Origin of the sequence: Paraburkholderia sp. (assembly GCF_047605525.1) — a bacterium.
Classification (GTDB): Bacteria; Pseudomonadota; Gammaproteobacteria; order Burkholderiales; family Burkholderiaceae; genus Paraburkholderia.
This window is the reverse complement of sequence record NZ_JASGFN010000001.1, coordinates 173,995-196,386: the sequence shown is the minus strand read 5'-3', so window position 1 is coordinate 196,386 and position 22,392 is coordinate 173,995. Positions and strand designations below refer to the sequence as shown.

At 65.5% G+C, this 22,392-nt stretch carries 20 protein-coding genes; 10 read left to right on the top strand and 10 right to left on the bottom strand.

Annotated elements, in window-relative coordinates; all coding sequences use genetic code 11:
• The first annotated feature begins 93 nt into the window (after window positions 1-93).
• Window positions 94-636: a spermidine N1-acetyltransferase gene (gene speG / locus QM685_RS00935; protein ID WP_415111972.1), complete on the top strand. Its 543-nt coding sequence runs from the start codon at window positions 94-96 to the stop codon at window positions 634-636.
• A 439-nt stretch (window positions 637-1,075) separates the two neighbouring features.
• On the top strand, window positions 1,076-1,414 hold the full coding sequence (gene sap1 / locus QM685_RS00930) for a surface attachment protein Sap1 (RefSeq protein ID WP_415111971.1): 339 nt from the start codon (window positions 1,076-1,078) through the stop codon (window positions 1,412-1,414).
• A gap of 248 nt (window positions 1,415-1,662) precedes the next feature.
• On the opposite strand, the gene araH is transcribed toward sap1, so the two are convergent.
• The 4 genes from araH to QM685_RS00910 form a co-directional block, all read right to left on the bottom strand.
• Window positions 1,663-2,667: an L-arabinose ABC transporter permease AraH gene (gene araH, locus QM685_RS00925; RefSeq protein WP_415111970.1), complete on the bottom strand. Its 1,005-nt coding sequence runs from the start codon at window positions 2,665-2,667 to the stop codon at window positions 1,663-1,665.
• Window positions 2,668-2,782: 115 nt separating this feature from the next.
• Window positions 2,783-4,351 (bottom strand): L-arabinose ABC transporter ATP-binding protein AraG, encoded by a 1,569-nt coding sequence (araG, locus tag QM685_RS00920; RefSeq protein WP_415111969.1) that lies wholly within the window; start codon window positions 4,349-4,351, stop codon window positions 2,783-2,785.
• 85 nt (window positions 4,352-4,436) lie between these two features.
• Window positions 4,437-5,441 (bottom strand): arabinose ABC transporter substrate-binding protein, encoded by a 1,005-nt coding sequence (locus tag QM685_RS00915; RefSeq protein ID WP_415111968.1) that lies wholly within the window; start codon window positions 5,439-5,441, stop codon window positions 4,437-4,439.
• Window positions 5,442-5,643: 202 nt separating this feature from the next.
• The gene (locus QM685_RS00910; protein ID WP_415111967.1) at window positions 5,644-7,089 is read right to left on the bottom strand and encodes an aldehyde dehydrogenase family protein; all 1,446 of its coding nucleotides are present in this window, start codon (window positions 7,087-7,089) and stop codon (window positions 5,644-5,646) included.
• A gap of 187 nt (window positions 7,090-7,276) precedes the next feature.
• Between QM685_RS00910 and QM685_RS00905 the strand changes: the two genes are divergently transcribed.
• Window positions 7,277-8,254 (top strand): LysR family transcriptional regulator, encoded by a 978-nt coding sequence (locus tag QM685_RS00905; RefSeq protein ID WP_415111966.1) that lies wholly within the window; start codon window positions 7,277-7,279, stop codon window positions 8,252-8,254.
• A gap of 143 nt (window positions 8,255-8,397) precedes the next feature.
• Window positions 8,398-8,952 (top strand): YaeQ family protein, encoded by a 555-nt coding sequence (locus tag QM685_RS00900; RefSeq protein ID WP_415111965.1) that lies wholly within the window; start codon window positions 8,398-8,400, stop codon window positions 8,950-8,952.
• Between the two features lie 41 nt (window positions 8,953-8,993).
• On the opposite strand, the gene QM685_RS00895 is transcribed toward QM685_RS00900, so the two are convergent.
• Complete coding sequence (locus QM685_RS00895; protein ID WP_415111964.1) at window positions 8,994-9,419, bottom strand: VOC family protein; 426 nt, start codon at window positions 9,417-9,419, stop codon at window positions 8,994-8,996.
• Window positions 9,420-9,908: 489 nt separating this feature from the next.
• Between QM685_RS00895 and ada the strand changes: the two genes are divergently transcribed.
• The 4 genes from ada to QM685_RS00875 all read left to right on the top strand — a co-directional run bounded on the left by ada (window position 9,909) and on the right by QM685_RS00875 (window position 14,627).
• On the top strand, window positions 9,909-11,114 hold the full coding sequence (gene ada / locus QM685_RS00890) for a bifunctional DNA-binding transcriptional regulator/O6-methylguanine-DNA methyltransferase Ada (RefSeq protein ID WP_415111963.1): 1,206 nt from the start codon (window positions 9,909-9,911) through the stop codon (window positions 11,112-11,114).
• The gene (locus QM685_RS00885) at window positions 11,111-12,034 is read left to right on the top strand and encodes a DNA-3-methyladenine glycosylase family protein (RefSeq protein WP_415111962.1); all 924 of its coding nucleotides are present in this window, start codon (window positions 11,111-11,113) and stop codon (window positions 12,032-12,034) included. Before ada ends, QM685_RS00885 begins: the two co-directional genes overlap by 4 nt.
• A 217-nt stretch (window positions 12,035-12,251) precedes the next feature.
• Window positions 12,252-13,868 carry a glutamate--cysteine ligase gene (gshA, locus tag QM685_RS00880; protein ID WP_415111961.1) on the top strand — a complete coding sequence of 539 codons (1,617 nt, stop codon included), beginning with the start codon at window positions 12,252-12,254 and terminating at the stop codon, window positions 13,866-13,868.
• A gap of 252 nt (window positions 13,869-14,120) precedes the next feature.
• Complete coding sequence (locus QM685_RS00875; RefSeq protein ID WP_415111960.1) at window positions 14,121-14,627, top strand: hypothetical protein; 507 nt, start codon at window positions 14,121-14,123, stop codon at window positions 14,625-14,627.
• A 62-nt stretch (window positions 14,628-14,689) separates the two neighbouring features.
• On the opposite strand, the gene QM685_RS00870 is transcribed toward QM685_RS00875, so the two are convergent.
• Both QM685_RS00870 and QM685_RS00865 read right to left on the bottom strand, forming a co-directional pair.
• A complete protein-coding gene (locus QM685_RS00870; protein WP_415111959.1) occupies window positions 14,690-16,252 on the bottom strand; it encodes a DHA2 family efflux MFS transporter permease subunit in 1,563 nt (520 codons plus the stop codon).
• A gap of 170 nt (window positions 16,253-16,422) precedes the next feature.
• Window positions 16,423-16,968: a MarR family winged helix-turn-helix transcriptional regulator gene (locus QM685_RS00865; protein ID WP_415111958.1), complete on the bottom strand. Its 546-nt coding sequence runs from the start codon at window positions 16,966-16,968 to the stop codon at window positions 16,423-16,425.
• Window positions 16,969-17,225: 257 nt separating this feature from the next.
• Here QM685_RS00865 and QM685_RS00860 point away from each other — a divergent pair, with 257 nt between their 5' ends.
• Together QM685_RS00860 and QM685_RS00855 are read left to right on the top strand one after the other, a co-directional pair.
• Window positions 17,226-17,639 carry a hypothetical protein gene (locus tag QM685_RS00860; protein WP_415111957.1) on the top strand — a complete coding sequence of 138 codons (414 nt, stop codon included), beginning with the start codon at window positions 17,226-17,228 and terminating at the stop codon, window positions 17,637-17,639.
• Window positions 17,640-17,911: 272 nt separating this feature from the next.
• On the top strand, window positions 17,912-19,528 hold the full coding sequence (locus tag QM685_RS00855; RefSeq protein ID WP_415111956.1) for an efflux transporter outer membrane subunit: 1,617 nt from the start codon (window positions 17,912-17,914) through the stop codon (window positions 19,526-19,528).
• Window positions 19,529-19,648: 120 nt separating this feature from the next.
• Here the strand turns inward: QM685_RS00855 and QM685_RS00850 are convergent, their stop codons facing one another.
• The 3 genes from QM685_RS00850 to gspL are packed head-to-tail and all read right to left on the bottom strand — an operon-like array spanning window position 19,649 to window position 22,390.
• Window positions 19,649-20,428, bottom strand: a complete 780-nt coding sequence (locus QM685_RS00850) for a type II secretion system protein N (protein WP_415111955.1) — start codon at window positions 20,426-20,428, stop codon at window positions 19,649-19,651.
• Window positions 20,429-20,456: 28 nt separating this feature from the next.
• On the bottom strand, window positions 20,457-20,960 hold the full coding sequence (locus tag QM685_RS00845) for a type II secretion system protein M (RefSeq protein ID WP_415111954.1): 504 nt from the start codon (window positions 20,958-20,960) through the stop codon (window positions 20,457-20,459).
• Window positions 20,957-22,390 carry a type II secretion system protein GspL gene (gene gspL, locus QM685_RS00840; protein ID WP_415111953.1) on the bottom strand — a complete coding sequence of 478 codons (1,434 nt, stop codon included), beginning with the start codon at window positions 22,388-22,390 and terminating at the stop codon, window positions 20,957-20,959. Before gspL ends, QM685_RS00845 begins: the two co-directional genes overlap by 4 nt.
• Window positions 22,391-22,392 lie beyond the last annotated feature (2 nt).

Sequence of the window (22,392 nt, the reverse complement as noted above, 5' to 3'; positions counted from 1 at the left end):
AACGCCACGCAGAAAATGCCCGATGCGCGCGCCGCCACGTATCGTGTGAATATTGCGCGATCATTCGAACCAGCAGCTCTCAAGGAGAACGCCATGACCGTCGAACGCAGCCGCGAGCTGAGCTTGCGCCCACTCGAGCGCACCGACCTGCGCTTCGTCCATGAAGTGAACAACGACGCGAAAATCATGCGGTACTGGTTCGAAGAGCCATACGAAACCTTCTCCGAACTGACCCAGCTCTACGACGAGCACGTCCACGATCTGCGCGAGCGGCGCTTCGTCGCGATCGACAACCAGGGCGCGACCGTCGGCCTTGTCGAGCTGATCGAGCTCGACTACATCCATCGACGTGGCGAGTTCCAGATCATCATTGCGCCGCACGCGCAGGGCCGCGGCTACGCGAGCATCGCGACCCGGCTCGCGATCGACTATGCGTTTTCAGTGCTGAACATCCGCAAGCTCTATCTGATCGTCGATAAATCGAATGCGGCGGCGATTCATGTGTATGAAAAATGCGGCTTCCGGCACGAGGCCGAGTTGATCGAGGAATTTTTCAGCAACGGGCGTTATCACAATGCGCTACGCATGTGCCTGTTTCAGGCCGATTTCTTCCAAACCGACCGCCGCCCGGAGTAATTTCTCCGCGCGGCCAGCCCTGCCCGGCAACCCTCGATGCCGCGCCTGGCACTGTTTATTTTCTGCATCTACACCGTTATTTCGCATTCAGGCATCGGCGTGTCGAATGACTTTGTGTGCGACGCACAAAGCAGGCGATTAAATTGTATTAAGTCATTTAATTGATGCTGCTGGTTTACGCGAATACTCCCGCAAACCTTTGCCAGTTAAAGCCGCGCACGCCGCCGGTCTTTTAGTTATCTGTTTCATTCTGCTTTATTCAGACGTCTGCTAGGGCTTTAATCGGTGCGGCAACGGGTGCGACAATTCGCCACTGTTGCGACCGCACACAAAATGTGCTTGTTGTTCCTTTTAGTTCTCCTAGAGTGCAAGATGCGGGTCCGCCGTTAAAGTTAAATACATAGCTAACCTGAGTCTCTGATCCGCACCGGAGGAACAAATGAAAACTCGAATTGCGGTTATTTTCGCCGTCGCCGGTTTGGCTGCCGCGAGCGTTCAGGCACAGGACGTCATGATCAAGCCGCAGCAAACGATCCAGTTCAAGGCCAATGCGTACGGCTGCGTGTCGAAGGATAAGCTCGACGCTGTCGACCACCACGCGCAAGCCGGTGAACAGCAACAGATGCAGGAATTCTTCTCCGGATATCAATGCGTGTCGACACCGGCGGACTCGAATTTCCGCGTCGTACGCGTGGTTGGCCACGACGTCGAGTTCGTGAATGCCGGCAATAGCGACACTGAAGGACTTTGGGCAAACGACCGGTTTATCAAGCAATAAGTACGACACCGGTATTCCGGCAAAACGCCGGAATACGGTTGCACGCATATCATTTCCGGCTTTTAAGGCTGGAAGCGTAAACGCGTGATTTAAAAGGCGGCTTTGGCGTCGAATGCCAGGCCGCCTTTTTTTCTGGCCTCCGCGGCGCGCGGCGCAATAAAAAAAGCCGATGCGGATTATCGACCCGCATCGGCAGTACGCCTTCTCGCAAAGCGCAGGGAACAAAACGGGAATAGAAGCGCCGCGCGTCAGTGCACGCGCTTGCTGCGGCGGAACTGGTCGAACAGCACCGCGAGCAGCAGAATGCCGCCGCGAATCAGGTACTGATAGAAGGTCGGCACGTTCAGCAGGCTCATCGCGTCCTGCACGGAACCCATGATCAGCACGCCGACCAGCACGCCGGAAATCGTCGCGACGCCGCCCGTCAGCGACACGCCGCCGAGCACGCACGCCGAAATCACGCCGAGTTCGAGCCCGACCGATGTCTTCGGATCGCCGAGACTCATCCGCGATGCGAGCATCACGCCCGCGAAGCCGGTGACGAGCCCTTGCAGCACGAACACGGTGATCTTGATGCGCATGACCGGCAGACCCGCGAGCACGGCCGCCTCGCTATTGCCGCCGACGGCCAGCACGTTCTTGCCGAACACCGTTTTCTTCAGCAGGAAACCGAACAGCACGAAGCCGACGATGTTGCTCCAGATCGGATACGAAATGCCGAGGAACGAGCCGCCGCCGAGGTCGAAGAAACGCTCTTCGGAAATCATCACCGCGTCGCCATTCGACGTGATGTACGCGAGGCCGCGCACGACCTCCATCATCGCGAGCGTGACGATCAGCGAATTGATCTTGTAGCGCGCGACCAGCGTGCCATTGACGAGACCGACCGCGCCGCCCGCGAGCACGCCGGCCGCGATGCCGATCAGCACGCTATGCGTCGCGGTAATCAGCACGGAGGCGACCACGCCGGAAAATGCGACGATCGATGCGACCGACAGGTCCACCTCGCCGAGCGCGAGCACGAACATCATCGTCACGGAGATCGAGCCGATCAGCGTAACCGACAGCAGCAGGCCCTGGATATTGCGCGCGCTCAGGAAGTCGGGAACCGTAAACGACAGCACCGCGAACAGGATGATGAACACCATCACGATGCCGGATTTGTTGATCAGGTCCCAGGTGCGCGCCGCGCGCGCGGTGAGACCCACGGAGACGACGGCTGGGGTCGAGGAATCGGTCGAGGGTGTATTCATGGTGTCTGTTCCATTCAATGCCGTTTTTCAGCAGTGCGGTGTCCGGTAAAAAATTCGAGCGGCGCGATCCGGTGGTTTTTCGTGAGTCGAATGAGCGGGCGCGGAGCAGGGCGGTTCAGCGCGGCAGCGCGAGCTTGATCAACGCATCCGGCGTGGCCTGCGCCTTCGGCAGATCGCCGACGATGCGTCCTTCCTTCATCACGATCACGCGATCCGTCACGCCGATCACCTCGGCGAGATCGCTCGACACGACGATGACCGTGCGGCCCGCCTCCGCGAGCCCGTACAGCAGCCCGTAAATCTCGCTGCGCGCGCCGACGTCGATGCCGCGCGTCGGCTCGTCCATCAGGAACACGTCGATGTCTTCGGCAAGCCAGCGCGACAGGATCACCTTCTGCTGGTTGCCGCCGGATAGCGTGCCGATCGGTGTGTCGCCGCTGCGCGTCTTGATCGCGAGCTTGCCGATGAACTCGCGCGTGATCTGCGCTTCCTTGCGGCTGTCGAGCACGTGAAAGCGGCTGAAGCGGCGGCGGCAACTGATGTTCAGGTTGTCCGACACCGATGCGATCGACACGATGCCTTCCTGCTTGCGATCCTCGGGGCACAGCGCGACGCCCGCGCGCACCGCGTCGCGCGGCGTCGCGAAACGCACCGGCTTACCCTTCAGCGTGACCTCGCCGGCGGCCGGCCTGGCCGCGCCGTAGATCAGCTTCATCAGCTCGGAGCGGCCCGCGCCGACGAGCCCGAAGAAGCCGACGATCTCGCCCCTGCGCGCCGCGAACGTTGCGGGTTCGCGCAGACCCGGCCCCAGCAGTTCTTTCACTTCGAGCTGCACGCCGCCGAGTTCGCGCGCGCGATAGCCGTACACATCGGTAATCGAGCGGCCCACCATGCAGCTGATCAGCCGGTCGCGATCGAGTCCTTCGCCGGCCTCGAACGTATCGATGCGGCGGCCGTCGCGAAACACGGTGACGCGGTCGCACAGCTCGTACACCTCGTCCATCCGGTGCGTGACGTAGATGATCGCGCGGCCTTCGGCCTTCAGCGCGCGGATGATCCGGAACAACTGCGTGGTCTCGCGCGACGACAGCGAGCTGGTCGGTTCGTCGAACGCGATCACGCGCGCGTCGCGCATCAGCGCCTTGCCGATTTCGAGCATCTGCCGCTGACCGATCGACAGATGCTTGACCTGCCGCGACGGATCGATTTTTTCGCCGAGCCGCTCGAGCTCGCGCATTGCGCGCGCGACCAGCGCCTTTTCGTCGAGCACGCCGAAACGGTTCGGCAGCGCGCCGAGCATCAGGTTTTCGGCGACGGTCAGCTCCGGCACCAGATGCAGTTCCTGATAGATGATCGCGATGCCCGCGGCGATCGCCGCCTTCGTCGTCGTGAACTGCTGCTCGACGCCGTCGAGCGACAGCGTGCCCGCCGCCGGATGATTCACACCGGACAGCACTTTCAGCAGCGTCGACTTGCCGGCGCCGTTTTCGCCCATCAGCCCGTGCACCTCGCCGCGCCGCACTTCGAGCGAGACCTGGTCGAGCGCGAGCACGCCCGGAAAACGCACGGTGATGCCGTCGAGCCGCAGATACGGCGCGTCGCCGGGCGCGGAGCGGGGCGCGGCGGGCGAGGGCGCTGGCGCGCTGCCGTAGGACTCGGCGGAGGCAGGGGATAAGGACGTCATCGAAAAACCTCGAACGGGTGGAACCTGCGCGGGCCGCTCGCGTGAAAGCGCGACGCGGCCCGCTACGTGCTGCGCGAACGCCCGCTTAAATGCCGAGTTCCTTGCGCACGTCCTCCCAGTTGCCGCGCACCATCAGCTTGCCGGTGGTCTGCGTGTCGGCAGGCGGTTGCTTGCCGTCCTTGATCCACTCGACGAGGTTTTCCGTGCTCTCCTTGCCGTGGTTCGTCGAGCTCACGGCGATCGTGCCGTAGAAGCCGGTCGGCTCCTTCTTCTGGAACTCGGCGAACGCTTCGCCCGCGCCGTTGATGCCGACGCCGATCACGTCCGCAGCCGGAATGTGCAATTGCTCGGTCGCGCGCACGCCGCCGAGCACGCTTTCCTCGTTGAGCGCGAAGATCACCCACTTCTTGATGTTCGGATGCTGCGCGAGCACCGGCGACACCGCGTTGAAACCGCCTTCGTCGTCGGTGGTTTTCTGCGGCGCGTCGAAAATGTTGTCCTTCCTGAAGCCGCCGGCCAGCAACGATTGCGTCGCGCCGTCGGTACGCAGCTTCGCGGTCGGCAGTTCGTAGTCGGTGATGCGCAGCGCGCCGACTTCTTCGGGCTTCCAGCCGCGGCGTTTCATTTCGTCGGTGATCGCCTGGCCGACCTGGTTGCCGATCTTGAATGCCGACATGCCCAGATGCGGCACGTTCGCGAGCGGCTTGCCGCTCGAGTCGACCAGTTGATCGTCGACGGTCACGAACTTCATGTTGTAGCGCTTCGCGCGCGCCTGGATCGCCGGTCCGAGGCGCACGTCGGGCGCGCAGATCACGAAGCCCTTTGCGCCCTGCGCGCCGAGGTTGTCGATCGCGGCCAGCACTTTCTCGCCGTCCGGCGTGCCGATGTTGACCACCGAAAAGCCGTCCTTCTTGCCGAGCGCGGTCGCGGCCTTCTGTTCGTTGATGAACCACGCCTGTTCCGGCATCTTCACGAGAAAGCCGACTTTCAGCGGTTCATCCGCGTGCGCGGACAGTTGCGCGGCGAACGGCGCGGCCAGCGCCGCGGCGGCGATGGCGGACAGGGTCAAACGGCGAAGCTTGCTGGTCATCTGGTGTCTCCTGAGGTTGAAAAGTTGCATTGATGTCGTGTAGTTGCAGCGGGACACGCGCGGGCGGCGTCAGCCGTTGCGGGAATCCGCGCGAATCGACGTAAAGCGCGCGCCACGCCGCGCGCGAAACAGGCGCTGAAAGCCGGGCTAAAACCCACGGCCAAAGTTGGGGCGAAGCGTGTTGCCGGGAGTCTCATCGCGCTCAGCCCGCCACGTACGCCGTTTTCACGGCGGTCCAGAACGCCGCGTCGGCCGCGCCGTAGGCCGATGCCTTGCGCCCGCCGCTGGGGTGATGCTCGACCGCCGTGGTCGGCAGATTGATCGTCACGAGGCCGCTTTGCACATGGCGGCGGAAATGCCGCGCGCGCTCCAGCGAGCGCGTGCAGATGCCGGCGCAGAGTCCGTACGCGGTGTCGTTCGCGAGATGCAGCGCGTGCTCGTAGTCGTCCGCGCGTAGCACGACCGCGAGCGGGCCGAAGATCTCTTCGCGCGCGACACGGTGTTCGGGTTCGCCGAGAAACAGTGCCGGCTCGAAAAAGTAGCCGCGTGTCGCGCGTTCCACGGGCCGGCCGCCGCGCAGCAATTGCGCGCCTTCCTGCTGGCCGATGCGCACGTAGTCGAGATTGCGTTCGAGCTGCGCGGCGTTCGCGACCGGGCCGATATCGGTGCCGTGCTTCAGCGCGTGATCGACGGTGAGTTTCGCGAGCTTCGCCTGCAATGCGTCGACGAACGGCCCGAACACCGCGCGCTCGACGATCAGCCGCGCCGCCGCCGTGCAGCGCTGGCCGGTCGCGCTGTAGGCGCCGGTCAGCGCCGCATCGACCGCGTTGCCGGGATCGGCGTCGGCCAATACGACGAACGGATTCTTGCCGCCCATTTCCAGTTGCACGCGCGCCTGGCGCGCGGCGGCGGCTTGCAGCACGCGCGTGCCGGTTTCGGTCGAGCCGGTGAAGCTGACCGCCACGACGAGCGGATGCGCGACGATGCGCGCGCCGACCTTGCGGCCGCTGCCCATCACGAGATTGAACACGCCGGCCGGCAAGCCCGCGCGGCTGATGATCGACGCGAGCGCCGCCGCGCAGGCCGGCGTCGACTCGGCGGGCTTGTAGACGACGCAGTTGCCGTGCGCGAGCGCGGCGCCGATCTTCGCCGCGGCGAGCGCGAGCGGCGCGCTCCACGGCGCGATGATGCCGACCACGCCGAGCGGCTCGCGCGTCACGTCGATCTCGACGCCGGCCCGCGCCGACGCGAGCGGCTCGACGAACGCGCGCAGCGCCTCGGCCGCGAACAGCTTGAAGAGCTGGCCGGCGCGCGTCGCTTCGGCGAGCGCTTCGGGCAGCACCTTGCCGACTTCGCGCGCGAGCAGCCGGGCCAGTTCCTCGCGGCGCGCGAGCATTTCGGTGCCGATCGCGTCGAGTGCATCGGCGCGGCGCTGCGCCGATGCCTGCGACCAGTCGCGAAATGCCGCGTGCGCGGCTTCGATCGCGCTGTCGGTCTGCCGGGCGTCGGCCCGCACATATTCGCCGACCGGATCGTCGAGATCCGACGGGTTGACCGACACGCCCGCGGTCGCGCCCGTCTCCCATCCGCCATTGATGTAATGGCGAAACGGGCTGGCAACGACAGGGACGAGCGGATCGCGGTTCATCGACGGAAAAGGGCGTCACGGGAGGGCGTTGACAAAGTCCACGAATGGTATGAGCCGCCCCAATAACTTTCCAATCCCTTTTTAGGCCTCTCCGATATCAGTTTCGGTATGGCATCATGGGCCCTGAGCTGAATAAGCGGCAACGCAGTGGCGTTGGCCGCTCGTCAAAAAACATGGAGACAACGCGATGACGCGTAGCTATTCGAACTGGTTCGTGCGCGCGCGATTGAAGACGCGCCAGTTGCTGCTGCTCGCGGCGATGGAGGAAGAGGGCAACGTGCGCCGCGCGGCCGACGTGCTCGGCATGACGCAGCCGGCTGCGTCGCGGCTCCTGAAGGAGCTGGAGGACATGCTCGGCGTGAGCCTGTTCGACCGCACCCCGCACGGCATGCACGCGACGCTGTACGGCGAGGTGATGATCCGCCACGCGCGCATGGTGCTGTCGAATCTGAGCCAGGCGCACGACGAAATCTCGGCGCTGCGCTCGGGGCTCGCGGGCCAGGTGCGCATCGGCGTGATCGCCGCGGCCGCCGCGACGATGGTGCCGCACGCGATCGCGAGCGTGAAGGAACGCTATCCGCAATTACAGATCTGGGCCGAGGTCGAGACCTCGGACGTGATGCTGCCGCGCCTCGCCGAAGGCGATCTCGACATCATGATCGGCCGGGTGCTCGAGCGGCAGAACCAGTTCAAGACCGAGATCCGCTACGAACCGCTCGCCGACGAACCACTGTGCGTGGTCGCGCGTCCCGGCCATCCGCTCGAAAATGAAACGGGTTTGACGCTGCGTGGGATCGTCAACGCGAGCTGGGTGTTGCATCCGCCGGGCAGCGTCTTGCGCCATCGCTTCGATCTGATGTTTTCGCAGATCGGGCTCAATCCGCCGCAGAACGTCGTCAATACCAACAATTTCCTCGCGATTTCGAGCCTGCTGCTGCAAAGCGACATGTTGGCGGTGTTACCCGACGAAGTGGCGCGTCAATACCAACAGTACGGCGTGTTGAAGCGCCTGCCGATCGATTTACCGTGCAGGATGGATACATTCGGTATCATCACGCGCCAGTCGCATCTGCTGTCCCCGGCGGCCGCCGTCGTGCTCGACGCGTTGCGGGAGGCGGCTCGCGACGTGTACGGCGCGGCTTTCGAGCCCGCCGTGGCGCGATAAATGCTCACTCCCTCGTTATAGGTATCGGCTGAACGGCGCGGGAGGAACATGCGATGTATAGCAAACATGGAAAACGGCAACGCGCCGTCGACGATTCTTTTTCGCTGCGCTCCGGTGGAGCGAGCGCCTGGTTTAGCAACGGCATGGCTCTCAAATCGACGATTTACAAGGCGGATCTGCAGATCGCGGACATGGACCGGCACTATTACGCCGATCATTCACTGACGATCGCCCGTCACCCCTCCGAAACCGACGAACGGATGATGGTCCGCGTCGCCGCGTTTGCGCTGTTCGCGCAGGAACGGCTCGAGTTTTGCAAAGGTCTGTCGGATGTGGACGAACCGGACCTGTGGCAGAAGGACCTCACCGGCGCGATCGAAACGTGGATCGAGGTCGGCCAGCCGGACGAGCGGCGCATCGCGAAGGCAAGCGGGCGCGCGAATCGCGTGATCGTGATCGCGTATGGCGGGCGGGCGTCGGAGATCTGGTGGCAGGGCGTGCGCAACAAGGTCGAACGCATGCGCAACGTGACGGTGTGGACGCTGGGCGAGAACGTCGCGGCATCGCTCGGCTCGCTCGCCGAACGGACCATGCGGCTGCAATGCACGGTGCAGGACGGCGAAGCGTGGCTCGGCAGCGCCGAAGCGGATGCGGTGAAGATCGACTGGACCGTGCTGAAGGCGCCCGCCGGCGCGTGACTTTTCATACCTGAGACAGTTCCGGCGAGTTGCGACGCTCCTTAAAGCGACGTGACTCGCGCCGCTTCGGGCGGCCCTTTCAGTTCGACCATATTGCCCTCCGGGTCGAACAGATACAGCGACGGTCCGAAACCGTCCGCGCCATACCGCACGCCCTGTTCGCCGAGCCGCGCGCCATGCGCGCCCAGATGTGTCCTGAGCGCTTCGGCATCGAACGAATCGACGCGCAGGCACAGGTGATCCATATTGCGGCCCGCGCCCGGCGTGCCGTTTTCCGCGCGATCGAGTCTCGCGCCGACCTGCAGCAGATCGATCAGCGAGCGTCCCGCGCGCAGTTGCGTGAGGCCCAGTTCGCGTTGTTCCTTTTCGAGACTACAGCCGAGCACGTCGCAATAGAAGCGCGCCAGCGTCTCGACGTTCGTCGCCCGGATGACGATGTGGTCGATCTCGCGAATGTGGATTTTCATGTCGAACGCCCTCTGGCTGATTCGAAAAAGCGGTGATGAGCCAAGTGTAGGAGAAAGGGCGGAGCCGCGCGGAAGAGAAGGAAGGGCAGTTGGCCGCGGCGAATCCGCGGATGAAAATCGCCGGAACGCGGGCAAAAAAAAGCCCGCTCAGGTGGAGCGGGCTGAATCCATATCAGGAGGAGACATGGAGGAGACAGTTCCTAATATACACATCGGCTTGGTGCGACGCAATAACTTTTTAAGGGAAAACCCGACATCGTGCCAAATTGCCGCACTTTGAGGCAAAACGCCCGGCCAGCGGCGGTTTCGCGGCGCTTTCGGCGCGATCGGAGCGCGATTTATCGGGTTTTGACCCCGTGGGCAGCAAGGAAAAGCCGGGCCGAATGACAGAGCAAGAACCGGGGCGTAGTGTGTCGGCATCGGGCCTACATTGACAGGCATCGACATTGCCTGCCCCATTGCCTATCCATGCGGGGCCCCCAGGACATCATGAACGCCACCACCCATCATTCCGCAGCCCTTCGCACCCCCGCCGCCGACACCGACACCACTCACTGGCGCAGCGACGACGAACGCTGGGACGCCGTCACGCGCCGCGACCGCGAAGCCGACGGTGCCTTCTTCTACGCAGTCAGGACGACGGGCGTGTTCTGCCGGCCGTCGTGCGCGTCGCGCCAGCCGCGCCGCGAAAACGTCGCGTTCTTCACCGATGCCGCCGCCGCGCGCGCCGCGGGCTTTCGCGATTGCAAGCGCTGCCGGCCCGGCGGCCTGCCACGCGAGCTGGATATCGTCAATCGCGCGTGCGCGGCGCTCGACGCCGATCCGCAGCAACGCCTCACGCTTGCGCAATTGAGCGATGCCGTGCACGTGAGCCCGTTTCATCTGCAACGCCTGTTCAAGCGTGTGGTCGGCGTATCGCCGCGTCAGTACCAGGCCGCGCAGCGCGGCGCCGCGTTGCGCGATGCGCTGAAGGGCGGCGCCGACGTCACGCGCGCAACGCTCGACGCCGGCTTCGGCTCGCCGTCGCGGATGTACGACAGCGCGCCGGCCGAACTCGGCATGGCGCCATCCGCGTACCGCCGCAAGGGCGCGGGGCTCACCGTGCGCTACACGAGCGCGCCGACCTCGCTCGGCTTCGTGCTGGTCGGCGCGACCGACAAAGGCATCTGCAAGATCGGCTTCGGCGACGACGCGACGCTGCTGATCGACGAGCTGCGCGGCGAGTTCGCGAACGCCGAGCTGCGCGAAGATGCCGAACGGCTCGCGCCGTTCGTCGCGCAGATCGACGCCTATCTGCACGGCACCCGTCAGGACTTCGATCTGCCGCTCGATATTGCGTCGACTGCGTTCAGGCAGCGCGTGTGGGATGCGCTGCGGCGCATCCCGTACGGCGAGACGCGCAGCTATTCGCAGATCGCCGAGGCCGTCGGCTCGCCGCGTGCCGTGCGCGCGGTGGCGAGCGCGTGCGCAACGAATCCGGTCGCGCTGGCGATTCCTTGCCATCGCGTCGTGCAAAAGGGCGGGGCGCTCGCCGGCTATCGCTGGGGACTGCCGCGCAAGGCCGCGTTGCTCGACAATGAGGCGCAGCATGCCGGCGGCGTTTCGACCGGCCCGACGGAGCAGCGCCAGGCGGGCCGCGCCGACGCGGGCCCCAAGACCACCAGCAATCCCACTCGACTGGATCACGCCGCGTGAGCACGCTCAAGCTTAACGACGTTGCAACTCTCGAATTGCCGTTCAAAGCGCCCTTCGACTGGCCGCGTCTGCTGCGCTTTTTCAGCGGCCGCGCGACGCCGGGCGTCGAGGCCGTCGAAGACGGCGCGTACCGCCGCGCGATCGACTGGAACGGCGACAGCGGCACGCTGAGCGTGCGGCTGCATCCGCGCAAGCGCTGCATCGTCGCGAGCATCGAAGGACCGGTGAGCCGTCACGCCGACGCACTCGCCGCACAGGTCGCGAAGATGTTCGATCTGCATGCCGACCCGAAGAAGATCGCCGCCGGACTCGCCGCCGACCCATGGCTCGCACCGCTCGTCGGCGCGGTGCCCGGCCTGCGCGTGCCGGGCGCATGGTCGGGCTTCGAGCTCGTCGTGCGGGCGATCGTCGGCCAGCAGGTCAGCGTGAAGGCCGCGACGACGATCATCGGACGGCTCGTGCAGCGCGCGGGCGAGCGCATCGACGGGCATCCGCACGAGAACACCGCATGGCGTTTTCCGACGCCCGCGGCGCTCGCCGAGGTCGATCTCGCGCAGATCGGCATGCCGGGTAAACGCGTAGCGGCGTTGCAGGGCTTCGCGCGCGCGGTCGCGACCGGCGACGTGCCGCTCGACAGCGATGCCGTCGACGCGACGAGCCTGCGCGCCGCGTTGCTCGCGCTCGCCGGTATCGGTCCGTGGACCGTCGAGTACGTCGCGATGCGCGCGTGGCGCGACCCGGACGCGTGGCCCGCGTCGGATCTCGTGCTGATGCAGTCGATCACCGCGCGCGATCCTCTGCTCGCGCGGCCTGCGCAGCAGCGCAGCCGCACCGACGCATGGCGGCCGTATCGCGCGTATGCGGCGATGCATCTGTGGAACGAGATCGCGGACCGCGCGGGCGCGGCGCGCGGCGGCTGATGAATAACGCGACGCCGCGTCGCTAAAACAGACGAGTCGCAAGCCGGACAGAACCGCGCGTATACCCGGCCGAAGCGACCGCAAGCAGCCGTTCTGGCGAGATGTTAAAGTGCCCGCTACTGAAAATTCCGCCGAACGTTGTTGCCGCACCGTACCACCGTATCGCCAGCGAAACATCAGGCGATACACCGCGGCCGGCAACGCGCGACTCGCATCAATGCCAAACACGACACCTTCCCGCACGACCGACGCGTTCTCGCACCGCCTGTCCGTGCTGACCACGGGCCCGCAGCGCGATGTGCTGACGCGCGGCCTGCGCGGTATCGAAAAGGAAAGCCTGCGCGTCACGCACGACGGCCAGCTCGCAATGACGCCGCATCCGCGCGCGCTCGGCTCCGCGCTCACGCATCCGTCGCTGACGACCGACTACTCCGAAGCGCTGCTCGAACTGATCACGGCCGCCGGGCACGACGTCGCCGATACGCTCGCGGAGCTCGACACGCTGCATCGTTTCGTCTACGCGGAACTCGGCGACGAAATCCTCTGGAACAACTCGATGCCGGGCCTGCTGCCCGCCACCGACGACGGCATTCCGATCGCGAACTACGGCACGTCGAACATCGGCAGACTCAAGCACGTGTATCGCATCGGTCTCGCGCTGCGCTACGGCCGCGCGATGCAGTGCATCGCGGGCATCCACTACAACTATTCGCTGAACGAAGAAGTGTGGCGGCTGCTGCACGCCGATCAGCAATCCACCGCGAACGCCGTCGATTTCCAGTCGGATCGCTACCTCGCGCTGATTCGCAATTTCCGCCGCACGAACTGGCTGCTGATGTATCTGTTCGGCGCGTCGCCGGCGCTCGATCGGCGCTTCCTGCGCGATCGCCCACACACGCTCGATACGTTCGATGCCGACACGCTGTATCGCCCGTACGCGACGAGCCTGCGCATGAGCGACCTCGGCTATTCGAACACCGCCGCGCAAGCCGCGTTGCACGCCGACTACGACACGCTGCCGGGCTATCTCGACGCGCTCGCGAAAGCGGTGAGCCAGCCGTATCCGGCCTACGAGCAGATCGGCACGCAACGCAACGGCGAGTGGGTGCAGATCAACACCAACGTGCTGCAGATCGAAAACGAGTTCTATTCGACGATCCGGCCGAAGCGTGTCACGTATCCGGGCGAGCGGCCGCTGCATGCGCTCGCCGCGCGCGGCGTGCAGTATGTCGAAGTGCGCTGCATGGACATCGATCCGTTCGAGCCGATCGGCATTTCTCTCGAAACGTCGCGCTTTCTCGACGCCTATCTGCTCGTCTGCGCGCTCGACGACAGCGCGCCGCTGCCGCCGCCCGCCTACACCGAAGCGAACCAGAACTTCGGTCGCGTGACGATGGAAGGCCGCAAGCCCGGCCTCGAATTGATCCGCGACGGCAGGCCTGTCGCGATGATCGATTGGGCCAACGAACTGCTCGTTAAAATCGACGCCGCCGCCGCGGCGCTCGACAGCCTGCGAGGCGGCGACGAACACGCGCGTGCTGTCGCCGCGCAGCGCGCGAAGCTCGCGGACGTATCGCTGACGCCGTCCGCGCGCGTGCTGCAAACGATGCGCGACAAGCAGCAGAGCTTTATCGCGTTCGGTCTCGAACAGAGCGAAGCGCATGCCGCGTATTTCCGCGCGAGTCCGCTCGACGCCGCGCAGACCCAGGCGTTCGCCGAACTCGCGGTGCAATCGCTCGACGAACAGGCGAAGCTCGAACGCGAGGAAGTCGGTTCGTTCGACGCATTCGTTGCCGCGTATCGGGCGTATACGCTCAATCGCTTCAGCGTCTGAAGCGCTCGAACCGCGAGAGCATCGCGATATGCGAAAAGCGGCCCACGTGGCCGCTTTTTGCTTGTTCCTTGCCGCAGTGAATGCCGCGGATAATGCGCAGGTAAGCTCTACGTACCGCATCACAAACGTCCGCGCGGAATCGGCAAATTCTCCGCGCGTTCTCGCGATTCACTGATCTGGATGAAACACCGGCTCGACGTCGCGGTCCAAACTGATATGAATATGACATGCTCCACAGCGGGAGGTATCAACGTGAAGAACAAAGCTCTGTTAGCCGTGCTGTGTCTGGCGGCAACGGCAGGGTGCGCGACCCAGGGGCAGGTCGATCCGGACGTCATGCAGATCGCGACCAAACCGTTGACGTGTTCGGGCAAAGCCGAGTGCGACCTGTGGTGGCAACGCGCGCAGTCGTGGGTGTCGAGTCATTCGAAGTACAAGATCGAAACCGCGACCGACTCGCTGATCCAGACCGCGGGCCCCGATGGCGGCAAGCGCGCGCTCGCGTATCAGATCACGCGCACCGTGAATCCCGATGGCACCGCGACGATCGGTTTTTCCGCGCATTGCGACGGCTCGCTCGGCTGCAAGCCGAATCCGTGGGAAGCAGGCGCGGATTTCAAGCAGTATGTGAGAGGCACCGGTGCCGGCGCGGCACAGGGTAGCGCGACGCCATCGCAGGCCGCGCCCGATGCGGCGCATCCGGAGGCGATACCCGGGAAGCCGGCCACGGCGCCGAATGGCGAGGCAATGTCGCAATAGCTCGCACGAATGCGCATCGAGCGTAGCGCCGAAGCGCTACGCTCACCGCCCCGGCATTCGCGTCAATGTCCCATCGAAGGCCCAGCGCCCTTGCGCGGTTTCGTGATCCACACCAATACCGCCAGTACCAGAAACGCCACACACGAAATACGGAAGAAGTCGTTGGTGGCCATCATATAAGCCTGGCTGGTCACCACCTGATTCAACTGCGCGGTCAGACTGTCGCCGGACAGCCCGACACCCGCGAGCGCATTCGTATACGCGTTGGTGTTCGCCGAATATGCGTTCACCGTATCGGCGAGCATCGCGTGATGGTAGATCGTGTCGTTCTCCCAGAACGTCGTGCTGATCGCCGTGCCGATCGCGCCTGACAGCGTGCGGAAGAAATTCGACAGGCCGGACGCGCTCGCGAGGCGTTCGTCGGACACGCTCGACAGCGTGATCGTCGTCATCGGCACGAAGAAGCAGGCAACGCCGATACCCTGCACGAGCCGCGGCAGGATCACGTGACCGAACGGCACGTCGAGCGTAAACGTCGAGTTCCAGAACGACACGATCGCGAACACGATGAACGCGAAGCTCGCGACCATGCGCAGATTCAGCCGATGCATGTTCCTGCCGATCATCGGCGACAGGAACAATGCGAGCAGGCCGACCGGCGCGGTCGCGAGACCCGCGAGTCCGGCCGTATAGCCCATCACCGTCTGCAACCACAGCGGGAAGATCACCACCGAGCCGAAGAAGGCCATGAAGCCGAACGAGATGATCACGACACCGAGCGCGAAGTTGCGATCCTTGAACAGCGACAGGTCGACGATCGGCTCCTTCTCCGTCAACTCCCACACGAGCAGGAACGCAATCGCGACGATCGCGATCACCGTGAGCGTCACGATGAACGTCGAGTTGAACCAGTCGCGGTCCTTGCCGAGGTCGAGCATCATCTGCAGACAGGACACGCCGGTCACCAGCAGCACGAGGCCGACCACGTCGATGCGCTGCCGCGTCGTCTGCGTCTCGCGGCCGCGCAGCAGCAGATAGGCGCAGAACGCCGAGAACAGGCCGATCGGCACGTTGATGTAGAAGATCCACGGCCACGTGAAGTTATCGGTGATATAGCCGCCCATCACGGGGCCGAAAATCGGCGCGCAGATCACGGTCATCGCCCATAAGCCGAGCGCGAGCCCGCGCTTCGCGGGTGGGTAGGAGCGCATCAGGATCGTCTGCGACAGCGGCACCATCGGCCCGGACACGAGCCCTTGCGCGAGCCGGAACGCGATCAGCGATTCGAAGTTGTGCGCGAAGCCGCACAGCGCGGACGCGATCGTGAAGAGCAGCACCGACAGCGTGAAGAGGCGCACCTCGCCGACCCGCCGCGCGAGCCAGCCGGTCAGCGGCACCGCGATCGCCGAGGCGACCGAATACGACGAAATCACCCACGTGCCCTGGCTCGCCGCGACGCCGAGGCTGCCGGAAATGGTCGGCACCGCGACGTTCGCGATCGAGGTATCGAGCACCTCCATGAAGGTGCCGAGCGCGAGGCCGACGGTCAGCAGCGCGAGCGTGCCGCCTTGCAGCGGGGCGGGCTCGGCGGCGGGCAGCGAGGCGTTGGAAGCCGTGGCGTCCATATGTTGTTCTCCTCAATCGGGAAAAGCTTGTCGCGGCAGCTTTATTACACGCCCTGAACGTGATGCTTACATGCCGGAACACCCTCTGCCCAGACAGATATCCTAAGACAATGGCGCCGTTGAAAAAGCGCCTCGTTGTGACTCTGCCGTTGCCGGCTATTGCGTGGTCGCTATACGCCGCAGCCTTCGGGCGGTGACGCTTCCCCGGATAATGTTTCCGGTTCGTCCAGTTCCCGTGCCAACCCACAACACGCGCCGGCTCCGCCCTCCAGGCCGTTCGCGATGAAACGGCCGAGCAGGTGAATCAGCGTCGCGTGCTCGTCGGCCGTGAAGCCGCGCAATTGCTCGTTCAGCACCGCCGCGCCGAGGCCCGGCAACTGCCGCGCGGCGTCGTGCCCCTGCCGCGTCAATTCCAGCTTCACCATGCGGCGATCGTCGCTGCTGCGCGAGCGCACGATAAAGCCTTTCTTTTCAAGGCGATCAAGCAGACGCGTCATCGAGCCGCTGTCGTACGCCATCGCGCGCGACAGCTCGAACGGCGTGCTCGCGCGCCGCGACGACAGCATCAGGATCACGCCGATCTGCTGCGCGGTCAGACCGAGCGGCTTGACCGCTCGGTCCGTGCGCTCGACCAGCACGTTGCGCGCTTTCGTCAGGTAGTAGCCGAGGCTCGTCGTGAGTTCGATCTCGTCCGCTTTGTATGGACCGTCGGCCATGGTGTATCCGCAACATCCACAAACAGGAATGAAGTTTAGCTGCCTAAGCAGACAAGTCAAATTTCATTTTCGCGCCAATATGGGCGGCTCAAAAAACAACACTCGAGCCGCAAGTGCGCGACAGTATCTTGAAATTTAATTGCATAGTCAATATTATCTTCGGCAATGAGTTTCGCGCGTGATGCGCCATTCGAGACTATGTTCTGACCAATCGTCCGCGCGTCGCACCCCGCGACGCGCGAAAAAGGATTTCCCCGATGCCGTACCTCAAAAACACGCTTGGCGGCCTGAGCCGCTCACTCGCCGATTCCGCCGTCAACAGCTTTCGCGGCCCGCACCGCTGGTGGAAGCTCGCGTTGTTCGCCGGGCTGATCGTGTTGCCGGGCGGATCGGTCGGTGTCGCGCTGCTCGCATGGGTCGAGCATCGACGGGAGACGAAGCGCGCGAAGAGTACGGCGGCGGTAGCTAAAAACGGCGCGATCGCGCGACCTGTGGTACTGCCTGAGGTGGTCGAAGCGGCGAAAAACCTCGCCAGTACCGGCACCGCTTGCCAGGCGCGCGGCGGTGCATCGTGCCGGGCGGCGGCCGGCAAGCTGGCGCGTCGTCAGGGGCAGCAGAGCAAATCCGCGGAATCGCGGGTTGAAGGCGTGGGTTCGACAGCGCGGGTTTAACGAACAGGTTTAACGCGCGAGTTCGACCCACGTACCAGCCTCTTCCAGCGCACAAGCCCCCGATACCGCTGTCCCAGCGCCACGCGGTAACAACGCGTAACCATCGCGTCATCGCAGGTAACACATCTGCGCGCATCCGCACATTAACCTTTCACCTTTCAGTTCCCCGCGTTCGCGCGGGCTCATACGCTAACATTCCGGCAGACCATGATCTCGCCCGGCCGGTGGCGCCGCTGCCGGCCGCACCGCGGCGTCCAGAAGGAATTCATTGCATGCAGTCTGATCGAATCTCGCGCGCGCGGCCGCTCGCGCCGCGTGTCCTGACCCTCGCCGTGAGCGCGGCCTGCGCGACGCTCATCGCCGCCTGCGCGGTCGGTCCCAACTATCAGCGGCCGGCCACCGAGATCCCCGCGTCGTACAAGGAAGCCGCGCCCGGCTGGAAAGTCGCTGAACCCGCCGATCAGCACGATCGCGGCGACTGGTGGGCGATCTACGAAGACCCGAAGCTCAACGAACTCGAAGACAAGCTCAACGCCGCGAATCAGACCATCGCGCAGTTCGCCGCAAGCTACCGGCAAGCGCGTGCGCTCGTCGGCGAGGCGCGCTCCGCATACTTCCCGACGATCGGCGCATCGGCGGGCGCGACGCGCTCCGGCAACGGTGTGTCGTCGGGCGGCAATTCGACTACCGCGACGAGCCGCGCCGGCGTCGGCAACAGCTTCAACGTGCAGCTCGACGCGAGCTGGGAGCCGGACCTGTGGGGCTCGGTCACGCGCTCGGTGAACGCACAGAAAGCCGGCCAGCAGGGCGCCGCCGCCGACCTCGCGAACGCGCGCCTGTCCGCCCAGGCCACGCTCGCGCAGACCTACTTCTCGCTGCGCTCGCTCGACTCCACGCAACGCCTGCTCGACGACACCGTCGCCGCCTATCAGCGTTCGCTGCAACTCACGCAGAACCAGTACGCGGCGGGTGTCGCCGCGCGTTCGGACGTGATTCAGGCGCAAACGCAACTGCAATCGGCGCAGGCCGCCGCGATCGACAACGGCATCCAGCGCGCGCAGGACGAGCATGCGATCGCGGTGCTGATCGGCGTGCCGGCGTCGGTCTTCTCTCTGCCGCCGATGCCGCTCACCGCGACGCCGCCCGCCGTGCCCCCGCAGATGCCGTCCGCGCTGCTCGAGCGGCGTCCGGACATCGCGTCGGCGGAACGCAAGGCCGCGGCGGCCAACGAGCAGATCGGCGTGGCGATCGCCGCGTTCTTCCCGTCGCTGACGCTGTCGGCGAGCGGCGGCTTCGAGAACTCGGTGTTCTCGCAACTGCTGACCGCGCCGTCGCGCTTCTGGACACTCGGCCCGCAACTCGCCGCGACGATCTTCGACGCCGGCCTGCGCAAGTCGCAAACCGAGGCCGCGCGCGCCACTTACGATGCCGATGTCGCCACCTATCGCCAGACGGTGCTCGCCGCGTTCCAGGACGTCGAGGACAACCTCGCGTCGCTGCGCATCCTCGAGCAGGAAATCGTCGTGCAGCGGCAGGCGGTCGAATCGGCGCGCCAGGCGCTCGCGATCGTCACGAACGAGTACAAGGCCGGCACGGTCGGCTACGTCAACGTGCTGACCGCGCAGACCACCGCGTTCACGGCCGAGCAGAAGCTCGAGAGCATCGCGGGGCAGCGGATGGTGTCGTCGGTGGGTCTGGTGAAGGCGCTCGGCGGCGGTTGGGATGTGTCGCAGATGAATCGCGAGACGGGCGACGTGGCGGCGCCCGGGCCGCTACCGGCATCGGCTCCGGCTGCCGCAGCGGCGAGCGCGGCGATGAGCGCAACGCCCGACGTGCAAAACACGGCGCAAAACGGCGCCGCGCCGCAATCGCCGGTGCAAGGCAAATAAACGCCGTACCGCTCGCGAGCCGGCGCTGGGCCGCGCAAGCAAAAGAGGCATGGCCACGAACCGCGGCCATGCCTCTTTTTTCATCGCGTTACGCGTGCAACACGCGCCTCCGCGCGCTGTTCAATGCACGAACGTCAGCGTCACCGTATCCGGTCCGCTCGGCCGGCCCAGCAGATTCAGCAAGCCGGCGAGATTATCGTGCTGCTCCGGCGCGGCGCTCGCCGTGCCGCGAAACGACGTCGACGCGGCGGACACCGTGCCGTTGCCGTTCAGCATCAACGGCCCCTTGATCGTCGTCAGATCGACCGTCGAAGAGGTGCCCTGCGCCTGAAACTTCACGCGATACGAACCGAGCGGCTTGACCAGCGAAACCCGCGAGCTGACGTCGTCCAGCGTCATCGTCAACTGGCCGAATGCCTCGCCGTTGAAGCTGCGCCAGTCTGACCACGAAAGCCGCACGTTGCCCTGCAGATCGAGCGTATTGAACGGCGCGCCAAGCCCCGCGAGCAGCGACGCGGGCACCGCGAGCGCGCCCGGCGTGACCGTCGCGCTGCGCGGCGTCGCATCGACCGTGATCGGATCGGGCATCGCTTCGCTGTGCCGCATGATCATGCGCACGCGTCCGGTGAAAAGCGGCCAGAACGCGGTATGCCATTCGATCCGGCCGGGCAGCAGCGTCGCCCCGCTCATGTCGGAGCCGGCGGCCAGCATCAGCGTGGCCGAGCCGCGCCACAGCGAGCCCTCGGCGTCGACGAGATTCACGTGCCCGCGCGTTTGCCGCGCGAATTGCGGCGTGATCCAGGCGGCCGGCAGCAACGCGAGCATCACGGCCGCGACCGACAGCACCGCGACCATCAGCCACGGCAGCGCCACACGCAGGCGCCACATCCAGTAATTCATGCGAGATCCTGTAGCGAGCGGCGCGTTCTTATTTTGCGGTCGACGGCTGCAGCGACACCGTCAGATCCACCTGGCCGTCATCTTTCAACGCGGTGATGTGCGCCTCGGAAACCTGCACCTTGAACTGCCGCCGCACGTCGTCGACCCAGGCCGTCCATGCCGGAAACGACACGTTCTTCATCTGCACCTGCACCGCGTTGCCGGCGAACTGCACCTGCGTCGCGGCCAGACCGTGCTCGCCGAGCGACGCGGTGAGCGCGTCCTTCAGCGCCGCACCGGTCGGCGCGACACCCTGCGCCGCAGCCGACAGCGAGCGCGCCTCGTTCGCCTGCGCGGTCATCTGCGCGAGTTGCCGTTGCAGGCCCGGCAGCGATTCCTTGAGATGCGAGCGGCCTTCCTGCGCCGGCGCCCACAGCACCGACCACGCGACCACCACGGCGAGCACGCCGCCGCCCCACGTCAGCAGCGCCTTTTCGCGATCGGTGCGCTGGCCCCAGAAGCCAGCCCATGTTTGAGCGAGTTCAGCTTTCATTGTCCGTTCCTGATGGTCCACTTGCCGGTGCTGCTGTCGATCGCGCCGCTCAGGCCATTGCGCGCGAGGCGCTTGTCGAAGTCGGGGTCGACCTTGATCGCCGGCTTGAAGGTCACGTCGAGGCGATGGTCGTGATAGTCGAGCGCGGCGATGCCGTTAACCGGCAGCGGCGACAGCGAGCGCGCGAGGCCATCGGCGAGCGACAGGAAATCCTCCGGCGACAGCTCGCCCGCCGCGACCCGCAACTGCTGCAACTGACGCGCCATCTGATCGGGCGCGTCGAGCACGACCGTGGTCTTCGGAAACGTGTTGAGAAACAGCTCCGTCATCTGCGTGTTGATCGCGTCGCGCTGGCGCGCGAGCATCAGCCACTGCACGTTCGCGCCGATGATCGCGACGACGAGCGCGCTGACCGCGAGCACGATCGGCAAGCGCAGACGCCGCAGCGTCGCGCGATCGAGCCGCCACGGCTGCGACGCGAATTCGAACTGGCACAGATCGAAGCGGCATTCGAGCGCGCGCCGCGCGAGCTGTTCGAACGGCAGCGGACTCGCGCCGTGGACGTGCGCGGCGAGCCGCGCGGGGCTCGTCGCCGCATGGCTCGGCTCGTTGCCGGGCATTTCGGTCAGCATGTACAGCGACACCGGCGCCGCGCCCGCGAGCGCGGCGAGCGTCGCGTTCACCGCGTCGGCCGGCGCCGCGAAACCTTCGCCCTGCGCGCCGCGCGCAATCGCCAGTTCGACGCGCGGCACGCCGCTTTCGATCACGCCTTCCAGCAGCATCGCGGGCGCGGTCTGCACGACCGCGCCGAGCACGGCGGCCACCATCGGCACGACCGACGGCGCGTCGGGTGCCACCACGGGCGCGACGCCCGGCAGCGAAGTCGTGACGCCGGCCGTGCCGGCCAGCGCGGGCTCGCGCGCACCGGCTCGCACATCGGCTCGCGCTTCGGCCGTCTCGGCGCTGCTCGCGATCGTCTCGGCGACAGGCGGCTGTGGCAGACAGCGCGTGACCGGCACCGCGCGCAAACTGCGATGACCGGCCGCCGTAAACGCCTCGTAGATGAAGCGGAACCAGCCGCGATCGACGATCGCGAGCAATTGCCGGCCATCGGCGAGCGCCTGCGGATCGACCGCAATGTGGCAGGTCTGCGGATCCTGGATCAGTTGATCCTCGACGATATTGGGCAGCGCCTGGCGCAGTTTCGGGCCGCGCAGCGGCGGCAGCGCGGCGGGCATCAGCAGCAGGTCGCGCGCGGCGACCATCAGCACCGTCGTGCTCCCGCGCGGCAGCAGCGCGAGCGCCGAGCGGCCGGCGCGCTGCGTGCGCCCGGTCTTGTCGAGCAGGACGAACGGCAGCTCGGGCAGTTGCCATTCCTGCGACGGCACCGCCGGATCACGTGGCGGCAGTAGAACGATCAGCGTGCTCAAAG

What these genes read in the sequence shown, in the direction of transcription:
- speG (WP_415111972.1), top strand. Translation starts at nt 94, where the DNA reads ATGACCGTCGAACGCAGCCGCGAGCTGAGCTTGCGCCCACTCGAGCGC.
- QM685_RS00865 (WP_415111958.1), bottom strand. Translation starts at nt 16,968, where the DNA reads ATGGCCGACGGTCCATACAAAGCGGACGAGATCGAACTCACGACGAGC.
- QM685_RS00845 (WP_415111954.1), bottom strand. Translation starts at nt 20,960, where the DNA reads ATGAAAGCTGAACTCGCTCAAACATGGGCTGGCTTCTGGGGCCAGCGC.
- QM685_RS00850 (WP_415111955.1), bottom strand. Translation starts at nt 20,428, where the DNA reads ATGAATTACTGGATGTGGCGCCTGCGTGTGGCGCTGCCGTGGCTGATG.
- QM685_RS00895 (WP_415111964.1), bottom strand. Translation starts at nt 9,419, where the DNA reads ATGAAAATCCACATTCGCGAGATCGACCACATCGTCATCCGGGCGACG.
- QM685_RS00905 (WP_415111966.1), top strand. Translation starts at nt 7,277, where the DNA reads ATGACGCGTAGCTATTCGAACTGGTTCGTGCGCGCGCGATTGAAGACG.
- araH (WP_415111970.1), bottom strand. Translation starts at nt 2,667, where the DNA reads ATGAATACACCCTCGACCGATTCCTCGACCCCAGCCGTCGTCTCCGTG.
- QM685_RS00860 (WP_415111957.1), top strand. Translation starts at nt 17,226, where the DNA reads ATGCCGTACCTCAAAAACACGCTTGGCGGCCTGAGCCGCTCACTCGCC.
- QM685_RS00910 (WP_415111967.1), bottom strand. Translation starts at nt 7,089, where the DNA reads ATGAACCGCGATCCGCTCGTCCCTGTCGTTGCCAGCCCGTTTCGCCAT.
- ada (WP_415111963.1), top strand. Translation starts at nt 9,909, where the DNA reads ATGAACGCCACCACCCATCATTCCGCAGCCCTTCGCACCCCCGCCGCC.
- QM685_RS00855 (WP_415111956.1), top strand. Translation starts at nt 17,912, where the DNA reads ATGCAGTCTGATCGAATCTCGCGCGCGCGGCCGCTCGCGCCGCGTGTC.
- QM685_RS00870 (WP_415111959.1), bottom strand. Translation starts at nt 16,252, where the DNA reads ATGGACGCCACGGCTTCCAACGCCTCGCTGCCCGCCGCCGAGCCCGCC.
- QM685_RS00915 (WP_415111968.1), bottom strand. Translation starts at nt 5,441, where the DNA reads ATGACCAGCAAGCTTCGCCGTTTGACCCTGTCCGCCATCGCCGCCGCG.
- QM685_RS00900 (WP_415111965.1), top strand. Translation starts at nt 8,398, where the DNA reads ATGGCTCTCAAATCGACGATTTACAAGGCGGATCTGCAGATCGCGGAC.
- gshA (WP_415111961.1), top strand. Translation starts at nt 12,252, where the DNA reads ATGCCAAACACGACACCTTCCCGCACGACCGACGCGTTCTCGCACCGC.
- araG (WP_415111969.1), bottom strand. Translation starts at nt 4,351, where the DNA reads ATGACGTCCTTATCCCCTGCCTCCGCCGAGTCCTACGGCAGCGCGCCA.
- sap1 (WP_415111971.1), top strand. Translation starts at nt 1,076, where the DNA reads ATGAAAACTCGAATTGCGGTTATTTTCGCCGTCGCCGGTTTGGCTGCC.